The organism is Telluria sp. ZB2R32, assembly GCF_059685715.1.
In genome coordinates this window covers 213,616-234,338 of the sequence record NZ_JCASIG010000003.1, presented here as the reverse complement: position 1 = coordinate 234,338, position 20,723 = coordinate 213,616, and the positions used below count along the sequence as shown (strand labels likewise).

The following is a 20,723-nucleotide window of genomic DNA, read 5'->3' as shown; positions in this document are numbered from 1 at the left end:
GTTCCAGTCCTTTATTCGGCGGGAACCGCGGGATTGAGGTTCAGCTGGGTGCGCACCACGTCTTCCTGGGAAACACCCTTGCCGCCGTTATGACGCGCGCGCTCCAGGTTGTCGAGGTAGGCCGGGGTGACGTCGCCGGTGACGTACACGCCATCGAAGCACGAAGCCTCGAAATTCGACAGCGCCGGATTCACGTCCGAAATCGACCGTTTCAGGGCGTCGACGTCCTGGTAGACCAGGCGGTCGGCCGTGATTTCGGCGCACACTTCTTCCACCGTGCGCCCGTAGGCGATCAATTCCTCGCGGGTCGGCATGTCGATGCCGTAGACGTTCGGGAACAGCACCGGCGGCGCGGCGGAGGCGAAGAACACTTTGCGGGCGCCCGCTTCGCGCGCCATCTGCACGATCTCGCGGCTGGTGGTGCCGCGCACGATCGAATCGTCGACCAGCAGGACGTTCTTGCCCTTGAATTCGGAACCGATGGCGTTGAGCTTTTGGCGCACCGATTTCTTGCGCATGCCTTGCCCCGGCATGATGAACGTACGGCCGATATAGCGATTCTTGATGAATCCTTCGCGGTACTCGACGCCGAGTTTCAGCGCCAGCTGGATCGCGGCCGGACGCGACGAATCGGGAATCGGCATCACGACGTCGATTTCCTCGACCGGGATTTCCTTGCGAATCTTGTCGGCCAGATATTCGCCCATCTTCAAGCGCGTGGCATACACCGAAGCGCCGTCGATCACCGAGTCCGGACGCGCCAGATACACATATTCGAAGGCGCACGGATTGAGCGACGGATTCTCGGCGCACTGGCGCTCGTGGAAGCTGCCGTCTTCGCCGATGAACACGGCTTCACCCGGCGCGATGTCGCGCAGGAAACGGAAACCGCTGCCTTCGAGCGCCACCGATTCGCTGGCAACCATGTATTCGATGCCGTTCTCGCCCTCGTTCATGCCCAGGCACAGCGGACGGATGCCGTACGGATCGCGGAAGGCAAGCATGCCATGACCAGCGATTTGCGCGACGACGGCATAGGCACCGCGCACGCGGCGGTGCACGATGCCGACCGCCTTGAAGACGGCTTCGGCGTCGAGCGAATACCCGTTGGCCGCTTCCTGGATTTCGTGGGCCAGCACGTTCAACAACACTTCCGAATCGGAATTGGTGTTGATGTGGCGGCGGTCGTTGCGGAACAGCGCTTCTTTCAACTCGGCCTGGTTGGTCAGGTTGCCATTGTGCGCGAGCGTGATGCCGAACGGGGCGTTCACGTAGAACGGCTGCGCTTCTTCCTCGCTCGAGGAGCCGGCGGTCGGATAGCGGCAGTGGCCGATACCGGTATTGCCATGGAGCGAGCGCATGTTACGGGTGCGGAACACGTCGCGTACGAGGCCGTTGGCCTTGTACATTGCGAACATGCTGCTGTGATTGGTTGCAATCCCTGCCGCGTCCTGGCCGCGGTGCTGCAGCAGCAGCAATGCGTCGTACAACAATTGATTGACGGGGGTTTGCGAGACGACGCCGACGATGCCACACATGGTGCGCTCCTAAGAACTGAATGCAGTAACAGAAAGGTAAATCGGGAATGTAAATCGAAAACTCAAAACGGATGGTTCACATCTTTATGTGCTGCGCCAGCGCATCAGGGAGAAATGGCTTGACGGTGCGCGCGCCGGCCTCGGCCAGTGGGGACAACAGCGCGTCTTTCCAGAAAGCTTGTTGGGGGATGGCGGTCATCGAACACAATATGACGGCGGCCAGCACGATTACAATCCCGCGCGCCAGGCCGAACAGGCCGCCGAGGCCGCGGTCCGCCAGGCCCAGGCCGGCGGCGTCGATCAGGGCGCCGATCGCCAGCGACAACAAACCCATCAGGATGCGCACGCCGAGGAACAGGACCACGAAGGCCGCGATCAGCCGCGCCGTGTCGCCCGGAATCATATCCGGCAACAGCGGCGCGAGGCGCGCACCATAGGCGTTGGCGACGACAAAGGCGACGACCCACCCCACCAGGGACAGGATTTCTTTTACTAAACCACGCATGGTGCTGATCACAACCGAAGCCACTAGCACGAACAACACCAGGTAATCGAAAATCGTCACAGTACCTGAAACATCAAACCGGTACCAGGAACCCGCCCAGGCCCAGGCTGCCGAGCTTGGCCTTGGTGCGGTCGGCTTCTTCGCGGCTGCCGAACGGACCAACCTGCACCTTGATCAGGGCGCCGGACTTTTTCGTAAAGGAACTGATGCCGCCGGCGCGCAGGCGTGCCTGCAGTTCGTCGACCTTTTCCTGGGTGGCGAGGGCGGCGACCTGGACCACAAAGCGCTGATGGGCTTCGGACTTGGCTTCGGCCTTGTCCTCGACGCGCGGGTGCGATTCGGCCGGCTTGGCCGCAGGCTTACCTTCTAGCAGCGCCAGGGCACGGGCCGCTTCGCTGTCCTTCGCCTTGGGCGCAACGGGCTTTTCTTCAGGCTTCTTGACCGGCGGCTTTTCAGCCGGCTTTTCGACTACCTTGCGCTCGACGGGCTTGGGCTCCGGCTTCGGCTTGTGCTCGACAGGCTTGGGTTCGGGCTTGTGTTCGACGACTTTTGGCTCGGGCTTGGCCGGCTTGATGGCGGGTTCGTCATACACCAGCGGCGCAGGTTCGTCCTCCACCGGCATACGGGCAACCGGCGTGGCGGCAGAACGGGGCGCAGGCGTCTCCGGCGGCGGCGCGATGATTTCCTCGTCCTGGTCGACGCTCTCGGCGGCCGGCACCGGGCTGGCCGGCAACGGCAGCGCGGGCGCTTTTTCTTTCGATGGAATCTGGATGGCGATGTCGCCGTTCAGCGGCCGCGGCTCGGAGTCGAGCAGCATCGGCAAGCCGACCGCGGCGGCCAGCGCCAATGCGACCGCCCCGACCAGGCGGCGCCGTGCACGCTTCTTTTCCGGCAGCATGGGGTCGCCACCGCTGCGGCTGCGGCGCGAACCGCCCTGCCCACTTTCATTGGCCTGGTTGGCATGCGACGCGCGCCTGGCCCGGGCCTGGCGGCCGAGCTCGTCGTCGTCGCGGGAAAAACGGCCACTGTCCTGGGCGGTATCTTGCTTGTTTTTGCTGAAAATCGAGAACAAGCCCATGCGTCTGTATGTCAGTGAAGAGAGTTTTTTCGGGCGGCCATCACGCCGGCAACGGTGTAGAACGAGCCAAAGACCACAATTCTATCATTCTCCTCGGCACGGCTCATCGCATTTGCGAATGCGGCCGCCGGTTCGGCAAAGCTGGACACCGAAAAATCGGCCTCTTTCGCGCCCGCGGGGCGCAATGCGGCGACTTTTTCGGCCAGGGCGCTGCTCTTGGCCGAGCGCGGCGACGGCAGGTCGGCCAGGCACCAGTGGTCGATCAGGCCGGCCATCGGCGCGATCACGCCGGCGATGTCCTTGTCGTCCATGATGCCGAACACGGCATAGGTATAGCGGTGAAAGCCCATGTTGCCGAGGTTCTGGGCCAGCGTGGCCGAGGCATGCGGATTGTGGGCGACGTCGAGCACCGTGGTCGGGCGTCCCGCCAGCACCTGGAAGCGGCCCGGCAATTCGACCAGCGCCAGGCCCGATCGCACTTCCTGCGCGCCGCAAGGCAATTGCATGCGCAGCGCTTCGAGTGCGGCCAGCGCGGCCGAGGCGTTCAACAGCTGGTTGGCGCCGCGCAGGGCCGGATAGGCCAGCGAATTGCGGCGCTGGGTGCGACCGCCATAGCTCCACTGCTGCTGGTCGCCCTGGTAATTGAAATCGCGCCCGATCAGCCACAGGTCGGCGCCGATGTCGCTCGCATGCTGGATCAGCGATTGCGGCGCCAGCGGGTCGCTGCAGATCGCGACTTTGCCGGCGCGGAAGATGCCCGCCTTTTCGAAGCCGATTTCCTCGCGCGTCTCGCCCAGGTAGGCCGAATGGTCGATGTCGATGCTGGTGACGATCGAGACGTCGGCGTCGATCACGTTCACCGCGTCCAGGCGCCCGCCCAGGCCGACTTCCAGGATCGCCACGTCGACGCCCGCTTTCGACAGCAGGTGCATGATCGCCAGCGTGGTGAATTCGAAATAGGTCAGCGAAATGTCGCCGCGCTGGGCTTCGACGAAGTCGAAGGCTTCGACCAGCACCGCGTCGCTGGCCATCTCGCCATTGATGCGGGCGCGCTCGTTGAAGTCGAGGAAGTGCGGCTTGATGTAGAGGCCGACGCGGTAGCCGGCGTGCAGCAGGACCGATTCGAGCATCGCGCAGGTCGAGCCCTTGCCGTTGGTGCCGGCAACCATGATGACCGGGCAGGTGAACGCCAGTTCCATGCGCTCCTTGACGGCGCGCACGCGGTCCAGGCCCATGTCGATATAGGTTTCGGCGTGACGCGATTCGAGCAGGGCCAGCCAGGCGGGCAAGGTAGTAGGAAGAGTAGACATGTGCGAGGACTTTTGAAGGACGAACGGCCGACGGCCCGCATTGCGGACAGTCGGCCGTGGGCATGTTAGACGCTAGTTACGCGATGACTTCGGCTGGCTGGTTCTGCAGCAGGGCCAGCAGGCGCGCGATTTCTTCGCGCATCTTGCGGCGGTCGACGATCATGTCGACGGCGCCCTTTTGCACCAGGAACTCGGCGCGCTGGAAACCTTCCGGCAGCTTTTCGCGCACGGTGTTTTCGATCACGCGCGGGCCGGCAAAGCCGATCAGCGCTTTTGGCTCGGCCATCACGACGTCGCCCATGAAGGCGAACGAGGCGGAGACGCCGCCCATGGTCGGGTCGGTCAGCACGCTGATGAACGGCAGTTTTTTCTCCGACAGCTTGGTCAGCATGGCAGTGGTTTTCGCCATCTGCAGCAGCGACAGCAAGCCTTCCTGCATGCGCGCACCGCCGGTGGCGGTAATGCAGATGAACGGCACTTTCTGCTCGAGGGCGATCTGGGCGCCGCGCGCGAAACGCTCGCCGACGACGGAGCCCATCGAGCCGCCCATGAATTCGAATTCGAAGCAGGCCACCACGACCGGCAGGCTCATGATCGAACCGCCCTGGACGATCAGCGCATCGGTCTCGCCGGTGGCGTCCATCGCCGCTTTCAGGCGATCCGGATACTTCTTGCTGTCCTTGAACTTCAGGGTATCGACCGGCAGCGCTTCCTGGCCGATTTCATAGCGGCCGCCTTCGTCGAGCAGCGCGTCGAGGCGGGCACGGGCGCGGATGCGCATGTGGTGGTCGCATTTCGGGCAGACGTGCAGGTTCGACTCGAGGTCGGCGCGGTAGAGCACCGCTTCGCACGACGGGCACTTGACCCACAGGCCCTCGGGCATGGTCTTGCGGTTGGCGGCATCGGAGCGCTGGATTCGTGGGGGCAGCAGTTTTTCCAACCAACTCATGTTCTTCTCCTGTGCGGCGTTTCTGGAATGGGGCGTAGTGTAGCCGCTAGCGCCGGGCTTGTCACCGCTTGCTTGTCTGGCAATCAATTGTTCCTGAGCTCTCTCATCAGGACCCCGCCCTGCCGACGGCATCGCAAAGGAAGTTATACACCAGCCGTAAAACAGCGCGCACACGAATAAAAAAGCCGGCGCCGGTTTCCCGGGACCGGCTGTGCTGCGCCGCGCGTCGAGCGCGTACGGGGTCAAGCCTCTTTGACCTCGGCGGTCGTGATTTCGAAGCCGCCCACGCGCGCGGCGACCAGGTTGTAGATTCCCGCCCCGATCAGCGTGAAGATGAAACCACTACCGGCATAGGCGGCCACAAAAGCACACATGGCCGCCATCGACATGCCCACCTGATTTGCCACGCCGCCGATTGCCAGCATGATCACAAGAAGCGGCAGGGATATGACGAGATAAATTGCTGCAACTACTTTCGCGTTCTGGACCAGCGACACGCTTTTGATCTGCTTCTTCATTCAACGGCTCCATGAAATGTTGGGATACGGAAATTAAATGTACCGTAATCCGACGCGGCGCCCTATGCATACGGCGCAGTTGTCCCGTTGAGCGAACGCAGAAAGCAGTACGCAGGCCTTACGCGCCGTCGAGCGCCGCGCGGATGTTGGCGCAGAAGGCGCGCACGGCTTCGGGGCCATCCTCCTTCGGCGTATTCTCCAGCTCCTGGATGATGCGGCTGCCGATCACGACCGCGTCCGCCACCGAGGCCACCGCCTTCGCCGTCTGCGCATCGCGGATGCCGAAGCCGACGCCGATCGGCAGGCTGACGTGTTCGCGGATCGCGGCCACGCGCCGCGCGACGTCCTCGGTATCGATGCTGCCGGCGCCGGTCACGCCCTTCAATGACACGTAATAGCTGAAACCGCTGCCGTAGCGCGCCACCTGGCGGATGCGCTCTTGCGTCGAAGTCGGGGCCAGCAGGAAGATCAGGTCGAGTCCATTGGCGCGCATGGCGTCGGCAAAGGCTTCGCACTCTTCCGGCGGGTAGTCGACGACGATGGCGCCGTCGGCGCCGGCTTCTCTGGCGCGGGCGATGAAGTTGTCGGGGCCGATGCGTTCGATCGGGTTGGCGTAGCCCATCAGGACGACCGGGGTGTCGCTATTCGTCTTGCGGAATTCGCGCACGTAGTTGAAGACATCGCCCAGGCCGATGCCGAAGGTCAGTGCGCGCTCGCAGGCGCGCTGGATGACCGGGCCTTCGGCCATCGGATCGGAAAAGGGAACGCCCAGTTCCAGCACGTCGGCGCCGCCCGCGACCAGCGCGTGCATCAGCGGGACGGTCATCTCGGGACCGGGGTCGCCGGCGGTGATGAAGGTGACGAGACCGGTTTTGTTTTGCGCGCGCAGGGCGGCGAAGGTTTGTTCGATTCGGGACATGCTTTGTTCTCTATTGGAGTAATCGATGTGACGGTGTGCATGCGTTTGTTGGACGCGTGGGCGTAATTTCAGCCATTGGCTGAAATTACCCTGCCCACCTTACATCCCTACGCTTATCCGTAACGTAGTTCGGAGGGCCGTAAGGTGGGCGGGTCTCCCGCCCACGCGTTCAACGAACAGTCGAATGGCGCGGATTAACTAAAATCCAGCCCCATCCGCTGCGCCACCGTATGCATGTCCTTGTCCCCGCGCCCCGACAGATTTACCAGGATCAGCTGGTCCTTCGGCAGCGTGGCCGCCAGCTTCACGCCATACGCGATCGCGTGCGACGATTCCAGCGCCGGAATGATGCCTTCGATGCGGCAGCAGTCGTGGAAGGCCTGCAGCGCTTCGTCGTCCGTCACCGACACATACTCGGCGCGCAGCGAATCCTTCAGCCATGCGTGTTCGGGACCGACGCCTGGATAATCCAGGCCGGCCGAGACCGAATGCGTCTCGATGATCTGGCCGTTCGCATCCTGCAGCAGGTAGGTGCGGTTACCGTGCAGCACACCCGGGAAACCGGCCGTCAGCGACGCGGCGTGCTTGCCCGAATCGAGTCCCTCGCCCGCCGCCTCGACGCCGACCAGTTTCACGCCCGGTTCGTCGATGTAGGGATAGAAAATGCCCATCGCGTTCGAACCGCCGCCGATGCAGGCCACCACGTAGTCGGGCTGGCGGCCGGTCATTTCCGGCATCTGCACGCGGCATTCCTCGCCGATCACCGACTGGAAGTCGCGCACCATCATCGGATACGGGTGCGGTCCGGCGACGGTGCCGATGATGTAGAAGGTGTTTTCGATGTTGGTGACCCAGTCGCGCATCGCTTCATTGAGCGCGTCCTTCAGGGTCTTGCTGCCCGACTCGACCGGCACGACGGTCGCACCCAGCAGCTTCATGCGGTAGACGTTCTGGGCCTGGCGCTTGACGTCTTCGCTGCCCATGTAGACCACGCATTCGAGGCCGAAACGGGCGCAGATGGTGGCGGTGGCCACGCCGTGCTGGCCGGCGCCGGTTTCGGCGATGATGCGCTGCTTGCCCATGCGGCGTGCCAGCAAAGCCTGGCCGATCACGTTGTTGATCTTGTGGGCGCCGGTGTGGTTCAGGTCTTCACGCTTGAAGAAGACTTGCGCGCCGCCGGCGAGTTCCGACCAGCGCTTGGCGTGGTAGACCGGCGACGGACGGCCGACGAAGTGCGCCAGCTCATAGCGGAATTCGTCGAGGAATTCAGGGTCCTGCGAATAGCGCGCGTAGGCTTCGTTCAGCTCGGCCAGCGCGTGGGTCAGCGTCTCGGCGACGAAACTGCCGCCGTAGGGGCCGAAGTGGCCTTTCGCATCGGGGAATTGATAGTCGACGGTCTGGAACAGTGCGTTGATCGACCGTTCAAGGACGGCTTCCTGGGTCTCCAGGGCTGCTTCCTGTACTGATTTCATGGGAATGTTCGCTTTCAATGTTGGCATCGGCTGCCCGCACCGCGGCGATGAAACCAGCGATCTTGCGGGCGTCCTTGATACCCTTGGCCTCCTCGACACCACTGCTGATGTCGACGGCCCAGGGACGTACGCGGGCGACTGCGTCAGTCGCGTTTTGCACGCTCAAGCCACCACTCAAAACGACCCGAGGCGCGAGCTCTTTTGGGATAAGAGACCAATCGAAGACCTTTCCAGCGCCACCGTAGGCGTCCACGTAGGTATCGAGCAGGAGGCTGGAAAACCAGGGACTGGCGGCGCGGTATGCGAGTTCGCATTCTAGCAAATCCGATGGCGCCGTGTCCGGCTTGACGCGGTAGGCGTGCACGAACGGGCGCTGCACGGCAGCGGCGATGCGCGCGCACTCGTCCATTGTTTCGTCGCCGTGAAACTGCAGCAGCGCGACCGGGCCGGCGTCGACCACCGCCCTCACCTCTTCCAGGCTGGCGTTGACGAACAGGGCAACCGAGCTGACGTAAGGCGGCAAGCCCGCTGCAAGTTCGGCGAACCTCGACGGCGACACGTAGCGTGGACTCTTCGGGTAGAACACGAAGCCGAGCGCGTCGGCGCCGGCGGTCACTGCGGCGCGCAAATCTTCTTCGCGCGTGATGCCGCAAATTTTGATACGGGTACGGTGCATGCTAAAACCTCAAAGCCACGGTAAAGGCGAGATCGCTTCCTGCGGCAATCCCCACTTCGGATCGTAATCGATTTTCGCGAAGTACAGGCCGTCGGGCATGAAGGTGGGCGCGGCGGCGTCGCGGTTGCGCGCGGCCAGCACGCCGGCCATCCAGTCCGGCTCGTTGCGGCCGACGCCGACGTAGATCAGCGCGCCCACCAGGTTGCGCACCATGTGATGCAGGAAAGCGCTGGCGCGCACGGTGAACACGATGATGTCGCCGCGCCGCTCGATGCCGATTTCCTGCATGTCCTTGATCGGCGTATTGGCCTGGCAGCCCGACGCGCGGAACGAGGAAAAGTCGTGCAGGCCGATCAGGTGGCGCGCGGCCTGCTGCATGCGTTCGACGTCGAGCGGACGGAACACCCAGCCGGCGCGCCCGGCCAGCAGCGAAGATGGATTCGGGTTGTTGTACAACACGTAGTGATAGGTGCGCGAACGCGCCGAATAACGCGCGTGGAACTCCTGGCCCTCGGGGTCGGGCGCCACTTCGCTGGCCCAGCGCACGGCGATCGAATCGGGCAGGAAGGTATTCGTGCCGCGCACCCAGCTTTGCATCGGTCGATCGAGTTCGGTATCGAAGTGCACGACCTGCTCGACCGCATGGACGCCGGCATCGGTGCGGCCGGCGCAGGTAGTACTCAGCTTCGTGCGCGCGAACTTCTCGAGGGCGATCTCGAGGGCGTCCTGGATGGTGTCACGGCTTGGCTGTTTCTGGTATCCATTCCAGCCGGTGCCGACGTACTGGAGTCCGAGTGCAATCCGGGTCACGCTAACTGGGCGCGCATGGCACTGGCGCGGGTGGACTGTTCGACGTTACCGCCCTTGATGACTTCGTCGAGCAATTCGCGCGCACCTTCCTTGTCGCCGATCTCCTGGTAGGCAATCGCCAGATCGAGCTTGGTTTCCATTTCCATTTGCGCCGCGGTCAGCTCGGCAGTGGTGCCTGCCGGGCTGCCTGCGGGCGTCTCCGGCTGCGTCAGGGCGAAGTCGTTGGGCGGCAGGTCGAGGTCCATGGTGGACAGGTCGAAGCGCGGCACCGGCGTGCCCGGGTTCGGGATCGCCGGCACGTCGTCCAGCGCGAACGGATCGTCCTGCGGCGCGGCCGCTGCCGCCGGCTGGCCGAAGTCCATCATGTCGAGGTCGAACAGCGGGTCCTTGTCGACGGGCGCCGTCGTCTCCTTCGACGCGTCGGCCACCGGCGGGGTCAGGTCGAAGTCGGTCGAACCGAAGTCGAACACCGGTTCCTGGCGCGCGCCCACAGGCGTCACCGGGGTCGTGTCGGTCAGGCTGAAGTCCATCGCGTCGAGGTCGAACAGCGGGTCCTTCAGGTCGGATTCCGCTGGCGTTGCCGGGACGTCCGGCAGCGGCGGCAGTGCGGCCGGCTCATTTACTTCGTTCAGTTCAAATTCGCGCGCCAGCTGGGCGATGTCGATGTCGGTGTCCGGGCCGCTCTTGCTGAGGTCGAGGACGAAGGCGTCGTCCTCGTCGGACACCGGTGCGGCCGTCGGCGCGCCTGCCGGCGGCGAATCGAAGTCGATGTCGAAGGCGAGGTCGTCCAGGCTGGCGCTGTTGGCGACAACTGGCGTGCCCGATGCCGGCTCGAGCGGCGCGAACGGCTCCATGTCGAATTGCAGGTCGGGCACGGCGGTCGGGTCGTCGTGCACGGCATTGGCCGTGCCGGTGGCGGTGGCAGCTACGGGTTCGAACGACAGGCCGCCGAGGTCGAAGTCGAGAAGGTTGTCGTCAGCCTTGTTTGCATCGGCCTGCGGCAGCGCCGTGGCATCGTGGTCCAGGCCCAGGCTGTTGAAGTCGAAGTCGCTGCCCAGCGGCGCACCGGTGACGGCGTCCACGGTCGCATCGGGCTCGATGATCTCGGGCGATGCCTCGCGGCTGCGGAAGGCTTGTTCGAGCTGTTGCGACAGCATGGCCTGCGGATCGGCATCGTTGTTTGCGGCGACAGTGGCCACGCCGGCTCCCGCCACCGCGGCACCGACGGCCAGCGCCGCACCGCCGCCGGCGGCCTGCGCATACATCGGGTTGGCCGGATCGAGCGTATGGCCGAGCGCGGCGGCTTGCGCCCACTCGTCGCCCTTGCCGCCCGACAGGCTGTACAGCTCGGTCGCCTGGGTCTCGAAGGCGCGCACGTCCTTGCGCGCCGCGTAGATCTCGAGCAATTTCAGGCGCACCGGATGGCGGTACGGGTCGTTGCGCAGCGCTTCCTTGAGGATGTCTTCGGCCTGGGTGTCGAAGTTGTAGGCGAGGTACAGCTCGGCTTCTGCGAGCGGGTCGACTTCGTTGGTATCGAGCTGGCTGGCCGAGGGCGCGAAGCTGGAGTTGAACACGCTGTCGTGGGTGTCAACGCTCTGGCCGCCGGTTTCGGCGAACATCGATTGTCCCGGCTGGGCCGCGCTGCCGAGGATGGTCGGCGGATTCGGCGACGCCTGCACGGCCACCTTCTGCTTGCGGCGCTGCGACAGGCCGAGCGCGGCCAGCAGCAGCACGGCGGCGCCGGCGCCCAGGTACAGGATGTTGTCCATCAGGGTGTCGAGCAGGCCCGGCTCGGCCGGGGTGTCGAACACGATCGGTTTCGGCGCGGTCTTGATCTTCGGTGCGGGCTTGGGTTCGGTGTCGGCCTGGGCGACGACCACCGGCGCTGCCGGCGTGGCCGGCGCATCGGCGGCGCGCTGGGTCGCGTCGGCGCCGGTCTGGCTCTTCACCGTGATCAGGCTTTCCAGCTCGTTGACGTTCTTTTCCAGCTCCTTGACGCGGGTCTGGGCGTCCGCCAATTCCTTTTCCCTGGCGATCGCGTCTTCCGCGTTCGGCGCCGCCGCGCCTGTGGCCGGACGGTTCGGCGCCGCTTTCGACAGGCGCAGCTGGTCTTGCGATTCGTTGGCGGCGGTCGGGCGCTCCTCGACCTTGGCCGTGATGCGGCCGGTCGCGCTCTGCCCTGCCGGCGCCTCGCGTGCCGGCGCGCTGGTGGCGACCTGGCCGGCCAGCTTGCTGCGGTAGGCATTGAAGTCGGCCGCGTGCGCCACGACCGTACCGTGTGCTTCTTCCGCATCGATGCCGCGCATGCTGTCGCCGCTCGGCACCGACAGGATCTGACCCGACTTCAGGCGGTTCATGTTGTTGCTGATGAACGCGTCCGGGTTGGCGCGGTAAAGGGCGACCAGCATCATGTCGAGCGAGACGTCGACCGGTTTCAGTTTGCCTGCGATGCGGCTGAGCGTGTCGCCGGCCTTGACGCGGTAGCGCGAGGGGCTGGCAGCCGTGCCAGCCGCTCGTGCGGCCGGTTCGCCCGCGGTCTCGTCGGCGCGTGCGCCACGTTGCGGACGCGCGCTCTCGGCCGGCGCCGGCCTTGGCGTCTGGGCCGCACCGGAACGCGCAGCCGGTGCCGGCGCCACCTGCGCCGATTGCGTCGAGCGCAGCTCGGCCGGATCGAGCAGGAAGGTGTATTCGCGCACCAGGCGGCCGCCATCCCAGGACAGCTCCAGCAGCAGGTCGACGAAGGGCTCGTTCAACGGCTGCGGCGAGGTGATGCGCACGAACTGGCGCCCGCCGCGCCCCTCGACCGCGAAGCGCAGCGACAGCAGTGCCGGATTGAAGTCGACGTTGGCGGCGCGGTAGGCTTCGGGACTGGCCAGTTTCGCCACCAGGTTCGACGCTTCTTCGCTCGAGACGGCGGTCAGTTCGATCTCGGCGCGCAGCGGCTGGCCGAGGGCCGAGAGGACGGTGAGTTTACCCAGTCCCGCCGCGTTTGCCACCGAAGTCAACAACACTGCACTGGCGACCGCTGCGGTAAGCGTTTTCAACGCGGACGACATGATCTGAGGGCGGCGGTTCAGTGGCATAGGGTTGGAGTTGGTGTCGAGAAGGTTGGCAGGAGGGAAAGGACGGTTTCCCGGAAGTCTCAACATATCATCATGCACTGGAGCATGCAAGCGCTGCGGGGCGTAGGCTTGTGATTCTGTGGGATGGATGAGCTATCGATAATGTTTAGATATCGTATTGATGAGCAGAGATTATCAGGGCACCAACAGGTGTGATCGAATCGCCAAGTCTACCGTAGGGTGGGCACGTGTGCCCACGCGGTACGGCGGTAACTCCGTCGAAACGACAAACTTCTTACCTTATGCGAGCGTGCCATTGTTGAACAACCGCTGATCAACTGTCGTACCGCGTGGGCGAAGCCCACCCTACAAAAACAAAAACGCCCGCATTCGCGGGCGTTGTTTTACTTCTCCAGCACGATCCGCAGCATGCGCCGCAGCGGCTCGGCCGCACCCCACAGCAGCTGGTCGCCGACCGTAAACGCCGACAGGTAGTCCGGTCCCATCGACATCTTGCGCAGGCGGCCCACCGGGATGTTCAGGCTGCCGGTGACGGCGGCCGGCGACAGGTCATGCATCGACGCTTCGCGCGTGTTCGGCACCACCTTCACCCACTGGTTGTGCGAGGCGATGATGTCGTTGATCTCGTCGAGCGGCACGTCCTTGGTCATCTTGATGGTCAGCGCCTGCGAGTGGCAGCGCATCGCGCCGATGCGCACGCAAAGGCCGTCGACTGGAATCGCAGCGGTACCGAAGCCTTCGCCGCGGCCCAGGATCTTGTTGGTCTCGGCGCCGGCCTTCCACTCTTCCTTCGACTGGCCGTTGCCCAGGTCCTTGTCGATCCATGGGATCAGGTTGCCGGCCAGCGGCACGCCGAACTGTTTGGTTTCGTCAGCGGACAAACCGTGCTGGGTCGCCAGCACCGTGCGGTCGATCTCGAGGATGGCCGAGGCCGGGTTGTCGAGCAGGGGCTTGATGGCGCCGTTGATGGTGCCGAACTGGGTCAGCAGCTCGCGCATGTGCTGGGCGCCGCCGCCGGACGCGGCCTGGTAGGTCATGGAGGTCATCCACTCGACCAGGCCCTGTTCGAACAGCCCGCCCAGGCCCATCAGCATGCACGACACGGTGCAGTTGCCGCCGACGTAGTTCTTCACGCCGCGCGCGAGTGCGTTCTTGATGACGTCGAGGTTGACCGGGTCGAGCACGATGACGGCGTCGTCGTTCATGCGCAGGGTCGAGGCGGCGTCGATCCAGTAGCCGTCCCAGCCGCTGGCGCGCAGCTGCGGGAAGACCTCGCTCGTGTAGTCGCCGCCCTGGCAGGAGATGATGATCTCGCACTTCGCCAGTTCGGCGATTTCGTGCGCGCTCTTCAACGTGGTTTCGTTCTTCGCCATCGCTGGCGCGGCGCCGCCCGCATTCGAGGTGGTGAAGAACACCGGCTCGATGTGGTCGAAATCGCCCTCGTCCTGCATGCGCTGCATCAGGACCGAACCTACCATGCCGCGCCAACCTACCAGGCCTACCAATTTCATTTTATTTCCCGTTTGTTTTTAAAAGTTATCCGAGCGCGCGCACGACCGCGTCGCCCATCTGTTCCGTGCTCACGCGCTGCGTGCCATCCTCGAATATATCCGCTGTGCGCAATCCTTGCTGGAGCACGCGCTTTACGGCGGTCTCGATGCGGTCGGCCTGCTCGGCCTTGTTCAGCGAGAAGCGCAGCATCATTGCGGCGGACAGGATCGTCGCCAGTGGATTGGCAATGCCCTTGCCGGCGATGTCCGGTGCCGAACCGTGCGAGGGTTCGTACAGGCCTTTATTGCTGGCGTCGAGCGAGGCCGAAGGCAGCATGCCGATCGAGCCGGTCAGCATCGCGGCGGCGTCCGACAGGATGTCGCCGAACATGTTGCCGGTGACGATGACGTCGAATTTCTTCGGCGCGCGCACCAGCTGCATGGCCGCGTTATCGACGTACATGTGTTCGAGCGCGACATCCTCATATTCCTTGTGCACGTCGGTGACGATGTCGCGCCAGAACTGGAAGGTTTCCAGCACGTTCGCCTTGTCGACGCTGGTCACGCGTTTATCCCTTTTCTGCGCAGCCTGGAAGGCCACGTGGGCGATGCGGCGGATTTCGCCTTCGGCATAGCGCATCGTGTCGAAACCTTCGCGCTGGCCTTTGAAGGGCCCGTCGGGGCACTCGCGCACGCCGCGCGGCTTGCCGAAATAGATGTCGCCGGTCAGTTCGCGGATGATCAGGATGTCGAGGCCCGCCACCACTTCCGGCTTCAGGGTCGAGGCGCCGGCCAGTTCCGGATACAGGATCGCCGGTCGCAGGTTGGCGAACAGGCCAAGTTCGCGGCGCAAGCCGAGGATCGCCTGCTCCGGGCGCAGCGCGCGCTCGAGCGTGTCGTACTGATAATCGCCGACGGCGCCGAACAGCACGGCGTCCGCTTCCTTCGCCAGCTTCAGCGTCGATGCGGGCAGCGGATGGCCATGCACCGCATAACCGGCGCCGCCGACCTCGGCATGCTCCATCTCGAAGGATTCACCCAGCGCTTCGAGCACGCGCACCGCTTGCGCCGTGATTTCGGGACCGATGCCGTCGCCCGGCAGGATTGCAATCTTCATGGTCGCTTTCTTGTCAAATCGTGTTGGCCAGCCAGGGCTGGCGCGCCAGGTGGCGTTCTTCGAAGGCGCGGATCTCGTCGGCGTGGCGCAGCGTCAGGCCGATGTCGTCCAGGCCGTTCAGCAGGCAGTACTTGCGGAAGTCGTCGATCGCGAATTCGAAGCCGATGCTGCCGTCCAGGCTGCGCAGCACCTGGTGTTCCAGGTCGACCACGAGCCTGAAAGCGCTCGATGCTTTTACTTCATTGAACAGCTGCTCGACCTGCGCTTCGGTCAGCACGATCGGCAGCAGCCCGCTCTTGTAGCAGTTGTTGAAGAAGATGTCGGCAAAGCTCGGCGCGACAATGGCGCGGAAACCGTACTGCTGCAGCGCCCATGGCGCGTGTTCACGCGAGGAGCCGCAGCCGAAGTTCTTGCGGGTCAGCAGGATCGACGCCCCCTGGTAGCGCGGCTGGTTCAGCACGAAGTCCGGATTCAGTGGACGGTTGCTGTTGTCCTGCCCCGGCTCGCCATGGTCGAGGTAACGCCACTCGTCGAACAAGTTGGGGCCGAAGCCGGTCTTGCGGATCGATTTCAGGAACTGCTTCGGAATGATGGCGTCGGTGTCGACGTTGGCGCGGTCGAGCGGCGCCACCAGGCCTTCATGTACGGTGAATTTATCCATGTCCTCTACCCGGTTCGTTCAATGGAATTACTTGCCGCCAGCGCCGGTGACGACCTGGCCGACCTTTTGCACGTCGCGGCCGATGCCGGAAATCGTGTTGCAGCCTGCGAGAACGATGGCAACCAGGGAGAGGGCGAATACTTTTTTCATGATGGTCCTGTAAATCTGTTTATATTATTTATTCAGAGTGCGCGCACGTCGACGAAGTGGCCCGCGATCCCGGCCGCGGCGGCCATTGCCGGCGACACCAGGTGGGTACGTCCGCCCTGCCCCTGCCGTCCTTCGAAATTGCGGTTCGAGGTCGAGGCGCAGCGTTCGCCCGGCTCCAGGCGATCGGCATTCATCGCCAGGCACATCGAGCAGCCCGGCTCGCGCCACTCGAAGCCGGCGGCCTTGAAGATCTGGTCGAGGCCTTCGCGCTCGGCCTGTTCCTTGACCAGGCCCGAACCCGGCACCACCAGCGCCAGTCTCACATTCGAAGCGCGCTGGCGTCCGCGCACGATGGCGGCGGCCTCGCGCAAATCCTCGATGCGCGAATTCGTGCACGAGCCGATGAAGACCTTGTCGATGCGGATGTTCTCGATCGGCGTGTTCGGCGTCAAGGCCATGTAGGTCAGCGCCTTTTCCATGGCGTCGCGACGCACGGCATCCTTTTCCTGGTCGGGATCGGGCACGCGGCCGTCGATCGAGGTCACCATTTCCGGCGAGGTGCCCCAGGTGACTTGCGGACGGATCTGCGCCGCGTCCAGGGTGACGACCATGTCGAACTTCGCGCCCGGGTCGGTGTGCAGGGTGCGCCAATAGCTGACGGCCTGCTCCCACTGCGGGCCGCTTGGGGAAAATGGACGGCCCTTCACGTAGTTGATCGTGGTGTCGTCGACGGCGATCATGCCGGCGCGCGCGCCCGCTTCGATCGCCATGTTACAGACCGTCATGCGCCCTTCCATCGACAGTGCACGGATGGTCGAGCCGCCGAATTCGATGGCGTAACCGGTGCCGCCGGCGGTGCCGATGCGGCCGATCACGGCCAGCACGATGTCCTTGGCGGTCACGCCCGGCGGCAGCGTGCCGTCGACCTGCACCAGCATCGACTTCGATTTTTTCGCCAGCAGCGTCTGCGTCGCCAGCACGTGCTCGACTTCCGAGGTGCCGATGCCGTGCGCCAGGCAGCCAAAGGCGCCGTGGGTGGACGTGTGCGAGTCGCCGCAGACCACCGTCATGCCCGGCAGGGTCGCGCCCTGCTCCGGCCCGATCACGTGGACGATGCCCTGGCGCTTGTCGTTCATGTTGAAGTAGGTGAGCCCGAAGCTCTTCGCATTGCTGTCGAGCGTCTCGACCTGCAGGCGCGAGGTGGGGTCGGCGATGCCTTCGCGGCGGTCGGTGGTCGGCACGTTATGGTCGGCCACGGCCAGGTTGGCGGCATTGCGCCACAGGCCCCGGTTGGCTTCGCGCAGACCCTCGAAGGCTTGCGGACTGGTGACTTCGTGCACCAGGTGGCGGTCGATATACAGCACCGTGGTGCCGTCGGCATCGGCACGCACGACGTGCGATTCCCAGAGTTTGTCGTAGAGCGTTTTTAACATGCTGTGTCCCGTGCTGAGTCTTACGTGCGGCCACTGTCGATAGTGGGATTTTGATTATGCCATAATTGTGCACTGCGGCAGAAGTAAGGCCGTTTTGCACGTTTCTGCCAATAAATCACTTGTGTGGCAAACAAGATTTGCATGGAACGGCTCAGGTGCAAATAAAAAAAGCCTGCGCATCGGCTGCGCAGGCTTTTATTGCAAGGGCCAATGTCCCCCTTTTTCACTCGTTTAGTGCATTCATGCGGCCATGCGCACCGTGCTGCGGCAGCCATCCATCAGGAACGACAGGCCCACCACCAGTACCAGTTCGCCCTCGGCCGACCGCGCGGTGCCGGTGATGCCCTCGACGGTCAACGCCGTCATCGGCTTGATCACCAGGTCGGCGGTACCGTCGACCGCTTCCACCGCCAGGATATACGGCTGCGGCGCATTGATGACGATGCCGACGCGTTCCACCGCTTCCTCGTAGCCGAGCGAACCGGCCAGCGAGCGCACCGGCAGCGGACGGCCCTGGTCTTTCAGCACCGGGGCGCCGCCGACCATCGAGAAGGTTTCCGGCAGTTCGACCACGCGCTCGACCACCGCCATCGGCAGCGCCAGCGAAGCGCCGGACGTCGAGACCAGCATGGTCGGCACGATCGACAGTTCGATCGGCAGGCGGATCGCGAACTTGGTGCCGTGGCCGAGCGAAGAATCGATGCGGATCGCGCCGCGGTTCTTTTCCACCGCCGTTTTCACGACGTCCATGCCGACACCGCGGCCCGAGACCGACGACGCCACTTCCTTGGTCGAGAAACCCGGCAGGAACACCAGCTGGTAGGCGTCTTCGTCGCTCTGGGCGCCGTTTTCGCCGATCAGGCCCTTGTCGATGGCTTTGCGGCGCAGCTTGATCGGGTCCATGCCCTTGCCGTCGTCCTGCAGCACGATCATGACGCTGTTGGCTTCCTGCCAGGCTTTCAGCAGGATGAATGCTTTCGCTGGCTTGCCGGCGGCGACACGCTCCTGCGGCGACTCGACGCCATGGTCGAGCGCATTGCGCAGCATGTGTACCAGCGGATCGTAGAGGCTGTCGACGACGACGCGGTCGACTTCGGTCTCGGCGCCTTCGATGGTCAGCTCGACGTCCTTGCCGAGGTCTTTCGCCAGCTCGCGCACCAGGCGCGGGAATTTCTGGAACAGGCGGCCCACTGGCTGCATGCGCGTGGCCAGCGTGGCGCGCTGCAGTTCGGCCGAATAGCGCGAGGCGCGTTCCAGCGTTTCGGTCAGCGTCGCCATCAGGGTGGCGGCCTGCCCTTCGAACTTGAACTGCGACAGGCGTTCGAGCAGCACGGCAGCCTGGTTGGCGGCCTGCACCGATTCGCCGGCCACTTCCAGCAGCGCGTCGAGTTTCACGGCATCGATACGGATGCTTTCGTCCTTGGCCGGGGCGGCGGCAACGGGCTTGACGTCGTTGCGGCGGTCGACGCCATCCCAGCCGGCTTTCGCGGCCGGCGCGGCATCGTGCTGCGCAACAGGTGCTGCGGCGGGTGCTTGCGGCGCGACCGCGGCGACTGGCGTCGGCGCGGCAGTGGCTGCAGCAACCGGGGCAGTCGCGGCAGTCGCAATCGCGGCGCTGGCCGGCACCACGGCGTTGTACATCGCGGGCCAGTCGAGTCCGTCTTCAGCGACGGCAGGCGCGGCAACCGGCGCGGCGGCAACCACCGGTGCAGCTACCGGAGCAGGCGCGGCCACCTGTGCCACCTGCGCCTTGCCTTCGATCGCGTCCGTCAGGATGCGCTCGAGGTCGGCCGGCATCGGCGCCAGCTGTTCCGGCGTGGCGCCGTTGTTCAGGTCGTTCAACTGGTCGGCGACGAAGCCGGAAGCTTGCAGCGCCGCTTCGATCGACAGCGGCGTGACCGGCGCGGCGCCCGTACGCAGGGCGTCGAACAGATTCTCCGTCAGGTGGCAGGCCGCAACCAGCGCAGGCAGGCCCATGAAGCCGGCGCCGCCCTTGATCGTGTGGAACGAACGAAACACCGCGTTCAGCGTTTCCTTGTTGTCCGGATCGCGTTCGAGGCGCAGGAGGTGCTCTTCAACATTGACTGCCAGATCCATCGCCTCGACGACGAAGTCCTTGAGCATATCGTCCATTAGAATCCCAGATCGGCAAGTAGGTCGTCGACGTTATCCTGGTCCAGCGCCGCTTCCGGCACGGACGGGCCCGACATCAATTGCACAGGTGCAGCTTCTTTCTCGGCCAGCTTGGCGCGCGTTTCCGGCGGCGCGTTATCGCGCAGCAGCTGGGCCAGCTCGTTTTCCACGGTCTTGGTGATCGCGACTACTTTCTTGATCAGCTGGCCGGTGATGTCCTGGAAGTCCTGGGCCATCATGATTTCCAGCAGGCGCGCTTTTTCCGCCTCGGTCGCTGCCGACACGGCTTGCGAGAACTGGCGCGAGTCGCCGGCCAGGGCCTTGAATTCGTCCAGGCTCAGCTTGCCGGCGAACAGCGCATCCCAGCGGCCCGACATGTCCTGCGCCTGCTTCGACAGCTTGTCCTGCGCCGGCATGCCTTCGTCCAGGGTGTTCAGGACCTTGTTGGCGGCCTGCTCGGTCAGGGTGGCGACGTATTCCAGGCGGTCCTGGGCGTCGTTGATCTGCGACGAAGCCTCGGACAACGCGCGGTCGTAGCCCAGTTCGCGCAGCGAGTCGTGCAGCAGGCGCACGATGCCGCCGAGGCGTTCGTACATGTTCTTGTCGCCCTCGGCGCCGTCGTCGGCAGCGCTCGCAGCTGCGGGCGCGGTAGCGACGGAAACGGCCGCGGCCGGAGCAACCGGCGCGGCGGGCTTGTTGGTAGCGATCTGGTCGAACAGTGCGTCCAGGTCGTCTTCATCGGCGGTGGCGGTAGAGGCGGGCGCAGCCGCTGCAGCCGCTGCAGCCGGGGCCGGCGCGCTGGCGCGCTGGGCTGCCACTTCCTCGAATAGTGCGTCGAAATCGTCGGCGGCGTCGGTCATAATCCCTGCTTCTCCATAATA

At 64.5% G+C, this 20,723-nt stretch carries 18 protein-coding genes; all 18 read right to left on the bottom strand.

Annotation, left to right across the window (positions count from 1 at the left end; genetic code table 11):
• Positions 1 to 11 precede the first annotated feature (11 nt).
• Positions 12 to 1,538: an amidophosphoribosyltransferase gene (gene purF / locus AC56LG_RS10390; protein ID WP_497166039.1), complete on the bottom strand. Its 1,527-nt coding sequence runs from the start codon at positions 1,536 to 1,538 to the stop codon at positions 12 to 14.
• 76 nt (positions 1,539 to 1,614) lie between these two features.
• On the bottom strand, positions 1,615 to 2,103 hold the full coding sequence (locus tag AC56LG_RS10385; RefSeq protein WP_497166038.1) for a CvpA family protein: 489 nt from the start codon (positions 2,101 to 2,103) through the stop codon (positions 1,615 to 1,617).
• 13 nt (positions 2,104 to 2,116) lie between these two features.
• Entirely contained in the window at positions 2,117 to 3,121 is a 1,005-nt protein-coding gene (locus AC56LG_RS10380) for an SPOR domain-containing protein (protein WP_497166037.1), read from the bottom strand.
• Between the two features lie 11 nt (positions 3,122 to 3,132).
• Positions 3,133 to 4,431, bottom strand: coding sequence for a bifunctional tetrahydrofolate synthase/dihydrofolate synthase (gene folC, locus AC56LG_RS10375; protein WP_497166036.1), 1,299 nt, complete (start codon positions 4,429 to 4,431; stop codon positions 3,133 to 3,135).
• 76 nt (positions 4,432 to 4,507) lie between these two features.
• A complete protein-coding gene (gene accD / locus AC56LG_RS10370) occupies positions 4,508 to 5,380 on the bottom strand; it encodes an acetyl-CoA carboxylase, carboxyltransferase subunit beta (protein WP_497166035.1) in 873 nt (290 codons plus the stop codon).
• Positions 5,381 to 5,622: 242 nt separating this feature from the next.
• Positions 5,623 to 5,898 (bottom strand): hypothetical protein, encoded by a 276-nt coding sequence (locus AC56LG_RS10365; RefSeq protein WP_497166034.1) that lies wholly within the window; start codon positions 5,896 to 5,898, stop codon positions 5,623 to 5,625.
• A gap of 118 nt (positions 5,899 to 6,016) precedes the next feature.
• Complete coding sequence (trpA, locus tag AC56LG_RS10360; protein WP_497166033.1) at positions 6,017 to 6,817, bottom strand: tryptophan synthase subunit alpha; 801 nt, start codon at positions 6,815 to 6,817, stop codon at positions 6,017 to 6,019.
• 194 nt (positions 6,818 to 7,011) lie between these two features.
• The gene (gene trpB / locus AC56LG_RS10355) at positions 7,012 to 8,289 is read right to left on the bottom strand and encodes a tryptophan synthase subunit beta (protein ID WP_497166032.1); all 1,278 of its coding nucleotides are present in this window, start codon (positions 8,287 to 8,289) and stop codon (positions 7,012 to 7,014) included.
• Complete coding sequence (locus tag AC56LG_RS10350; protein ID WP_497166031.1) at positions 8,240 to 8,965, bottom strand: phosphoribosylanthranilate isomerase; 726 nt, start codon at positions 8,963 to 8,965, stop codon at positions 8,240 to 8,242. Before AC56LG_RS10350 ends, trpB begins: the two co-directional genes overlap by 50 nt.
• Positions 8,966 to 8,974: 9 nt before the next feature.
• A complete protein-coding gene (truA, locus tag AC56LG_RS10345; protein ID WP_497166030.1) occupies positions 8,975 to 9,775 on the bottom strand; it encodes a tRNA pseudouridine(38-40) synthase TruA in 801 nt (266 codons plus the stop codon).
• Positions 9,772 to 12,786, bottom strand: a complete 3,015-nt coding sequence (locus AC56LG_RS10340; RefSeq protein WP_497166029.1) for a motility hub landmark protein FimV — start codon at positions 12,784 to 12,786, stop codon at positions 9,772 to 9,774. Before AC56LG_RS10340 ends, truA begins: the two co-directional genes overlap by 4 nt.
• 455 nt (positions 12,787 to 13,241) lie before the next feature.
• The gene (gene asd / locus AC56LG_RS10335) at positions 13,242 to 14,369 is read right to left on the bottom strand and encodes an aspartate-semialdehyde dehydrogenase (protein ID WP_497166028.1); all 1,128 of its coding nucleotides are present in this window, start codon (positions 14,367 to 14,369) and stop codon (positions 13,242 to 13,244) included.
• 25 nt (positions 14,370 to 14,394) lie between these two features.
• The gene (gene leuB, locus AC56LG_RS10330) at positions 14,395 to 15,465 is read right to left on the bottom strand and encodes a 3-isopropylmalate dehydrogenase (protein ID WP_497166027.1); all 1,071 of its coding nucleotides are present in this window, start codon (positions 15,463 to 15,465) and stop codon (positions 14,395 to 14,397) included.
• 13 nt (positions 15,466 to 15,478) lie between these two features.
• Positions 15,479 to 16,126, bottom strand: coding sequence for a 3-isopropylmalate dehydratase small subunit (gene leuD, locus AC56LG_RS10325; RefSeq protein ID WP_497166026.1), 648 nt, complete (start codon positions 16,124 to 16,126; stop codon positions 15,479 to 15,481).
• A 27-nt stretch (positions 16,127 to 16,153) separates the two neighbouring features.
• Positions 16,154 to 16,276, bottom strand: coding sequence for a hypothetical protein (locus AC56LG_RS10320; protein ID WP_497166025.1), 123 nt, complete (start codon positions 16,274 to 16,276; stop codon positions 16,154 to 16,156).
• Positions 16,277 to 16,308: 32 nt separating this feature from the next.
• Positions 16,309 to 17,709 (bottom strand): 3-isopropylmalate dehydratase large subunit, encoded by a 1,401-nt coding sequence (gene leuC, locus AC56LG_RS10315; RefSeq protein WP_497166024.1) that lies wholly within the window; start codon positions 17,707 to 17,709, stop codon positions 16,309 to 16,311.
• 240 nt (positions 17,710 to 17,949) lie between these two features.
• Positions 17,950 to 19,842: a chemotaxis protein CheA gene (locus AC56LG_RS10310; protein ID WP_497166023.1), complete on the bottom strand. Its 1,893-nt coding sequence runs from the start codon at positions 19,840 to 19,842 to the stop codon at positions 17,950 to 17,952.
• Complete coding sequence (locus tag AC56LG_RS10305; RefSeq protein ID WP_497166022.1) at positions 19,842 to 20,702, bottom strand: protein phosphatase CheZ; 861 nt, start codon at positions 20,700 to 20,702, stop codon at positions 19,842 to 19,844. Before AC56LG_RS10305 ends, AC56LG_RS10310 begins: the two co-directional genes overlap by 1 nt.
• Positions 20,703 to 20,723 lie beyond the last annotated feature (21 nt).

Coding starts and splice junctions, on each gene's coding strand:
- purF (WP_497166039.1), bottom strand. CDS start 1,538: ATGTGTGGCATCGTCGGCGTCGTCTCGCAAACCCCCGTCAATCAATTG.
- AC56LG_RS10380 (WP_497166037.1), bottom strand. CDS start 3,121: ATGGGCTTGTTCTCGATTTTCAGCAAAAACAAGCAAGATACCGCCCAG.
- folC (WP_497166036.1), bottom strand. CDS start 4,431: ATGTCTACTCTTCCTACTACCTTGCCCGCCTGGCTGGCCCTGCTCGAA.
- accD (WP_497166035.1), bottom strand. CDS start 5,380: ATGAGTTGGTTGGAAAAACTGCTGCCCCCACGAATCCAGCGCTCCGAT.
- AC56LG_RS10365 (WP_497166034.1), bottom strand. CDS start 5,898: ATGAAGAAGCAGATCAAAAGCGTGTCGCTGGTCCAGAACGCGAAAGTA.
- trpA (WP_497166033.1), bottom strand. CDS start 6,817: ATGTCCCGAATCGAACAAACCTTCGCCGCCCTGCGCGCGCAAAACAAA.
- trpB (WP_497166032.1), bottom strand. CDS start 8,289: ATGAAATCAGTACAGGAAGCAGCCCTGGAGACCCAGGAAGCCGTCCTT.
- AC56LG_RS10350 (WP_497166031.1), bottom strand. CDS start 8,965: ATGCACCGTACCCGTATCAAAATTTGCGGCATCACGCGCGAAGAAGAT.
- asd (WP_497166028.1), bottom strand. CDS start 14,369: ATGAAATTGGTAGGCCTGGTAGGTTGGCGCGGCATGGTAGGTTCGGTC.
- leuB (WP_497166027.1), bottom strand. CDS start 15,465: ATGAAGATTGCAATCCTGCCGGGCGACGGCATCGGTCCCGAAATCACG.
- leuD (WP_497166026.1), bottom strand. CDS start 16,126: ATGGATAAATTCACCGTACATGAAGGCCTGGTGGCGCCGCTCGACCGC.
- AC56LG_RS10320 (WP_497166025.1), bottom strand. CDS start 16,276: ATGAAAAAAGTATTCGCCCTCTCCCTGGTTGCCATCGTTCTCGCAGGC.
- leuC (WP_497166024.1), bottom strand. CDS start 17,709: ATGTTAAAAACGCTCTACGACAAACTCTGGGAATCGCACGTCGTGCGT.
- AC56LG_RS10310 (WP_497166023.1), bottom strand. CDS start 19,842: ATGGACGATATGCTCAAGGACTTCGTCGTCGAGGCGATGGATCTGGCA.
- AC56LG_RS10305 (WP_497166022.1), bottom strand. CDS start 20,702: ATGACCGACGCCGCCGACGATTTCGACGCACTATTCGAGGAAGTGGCA.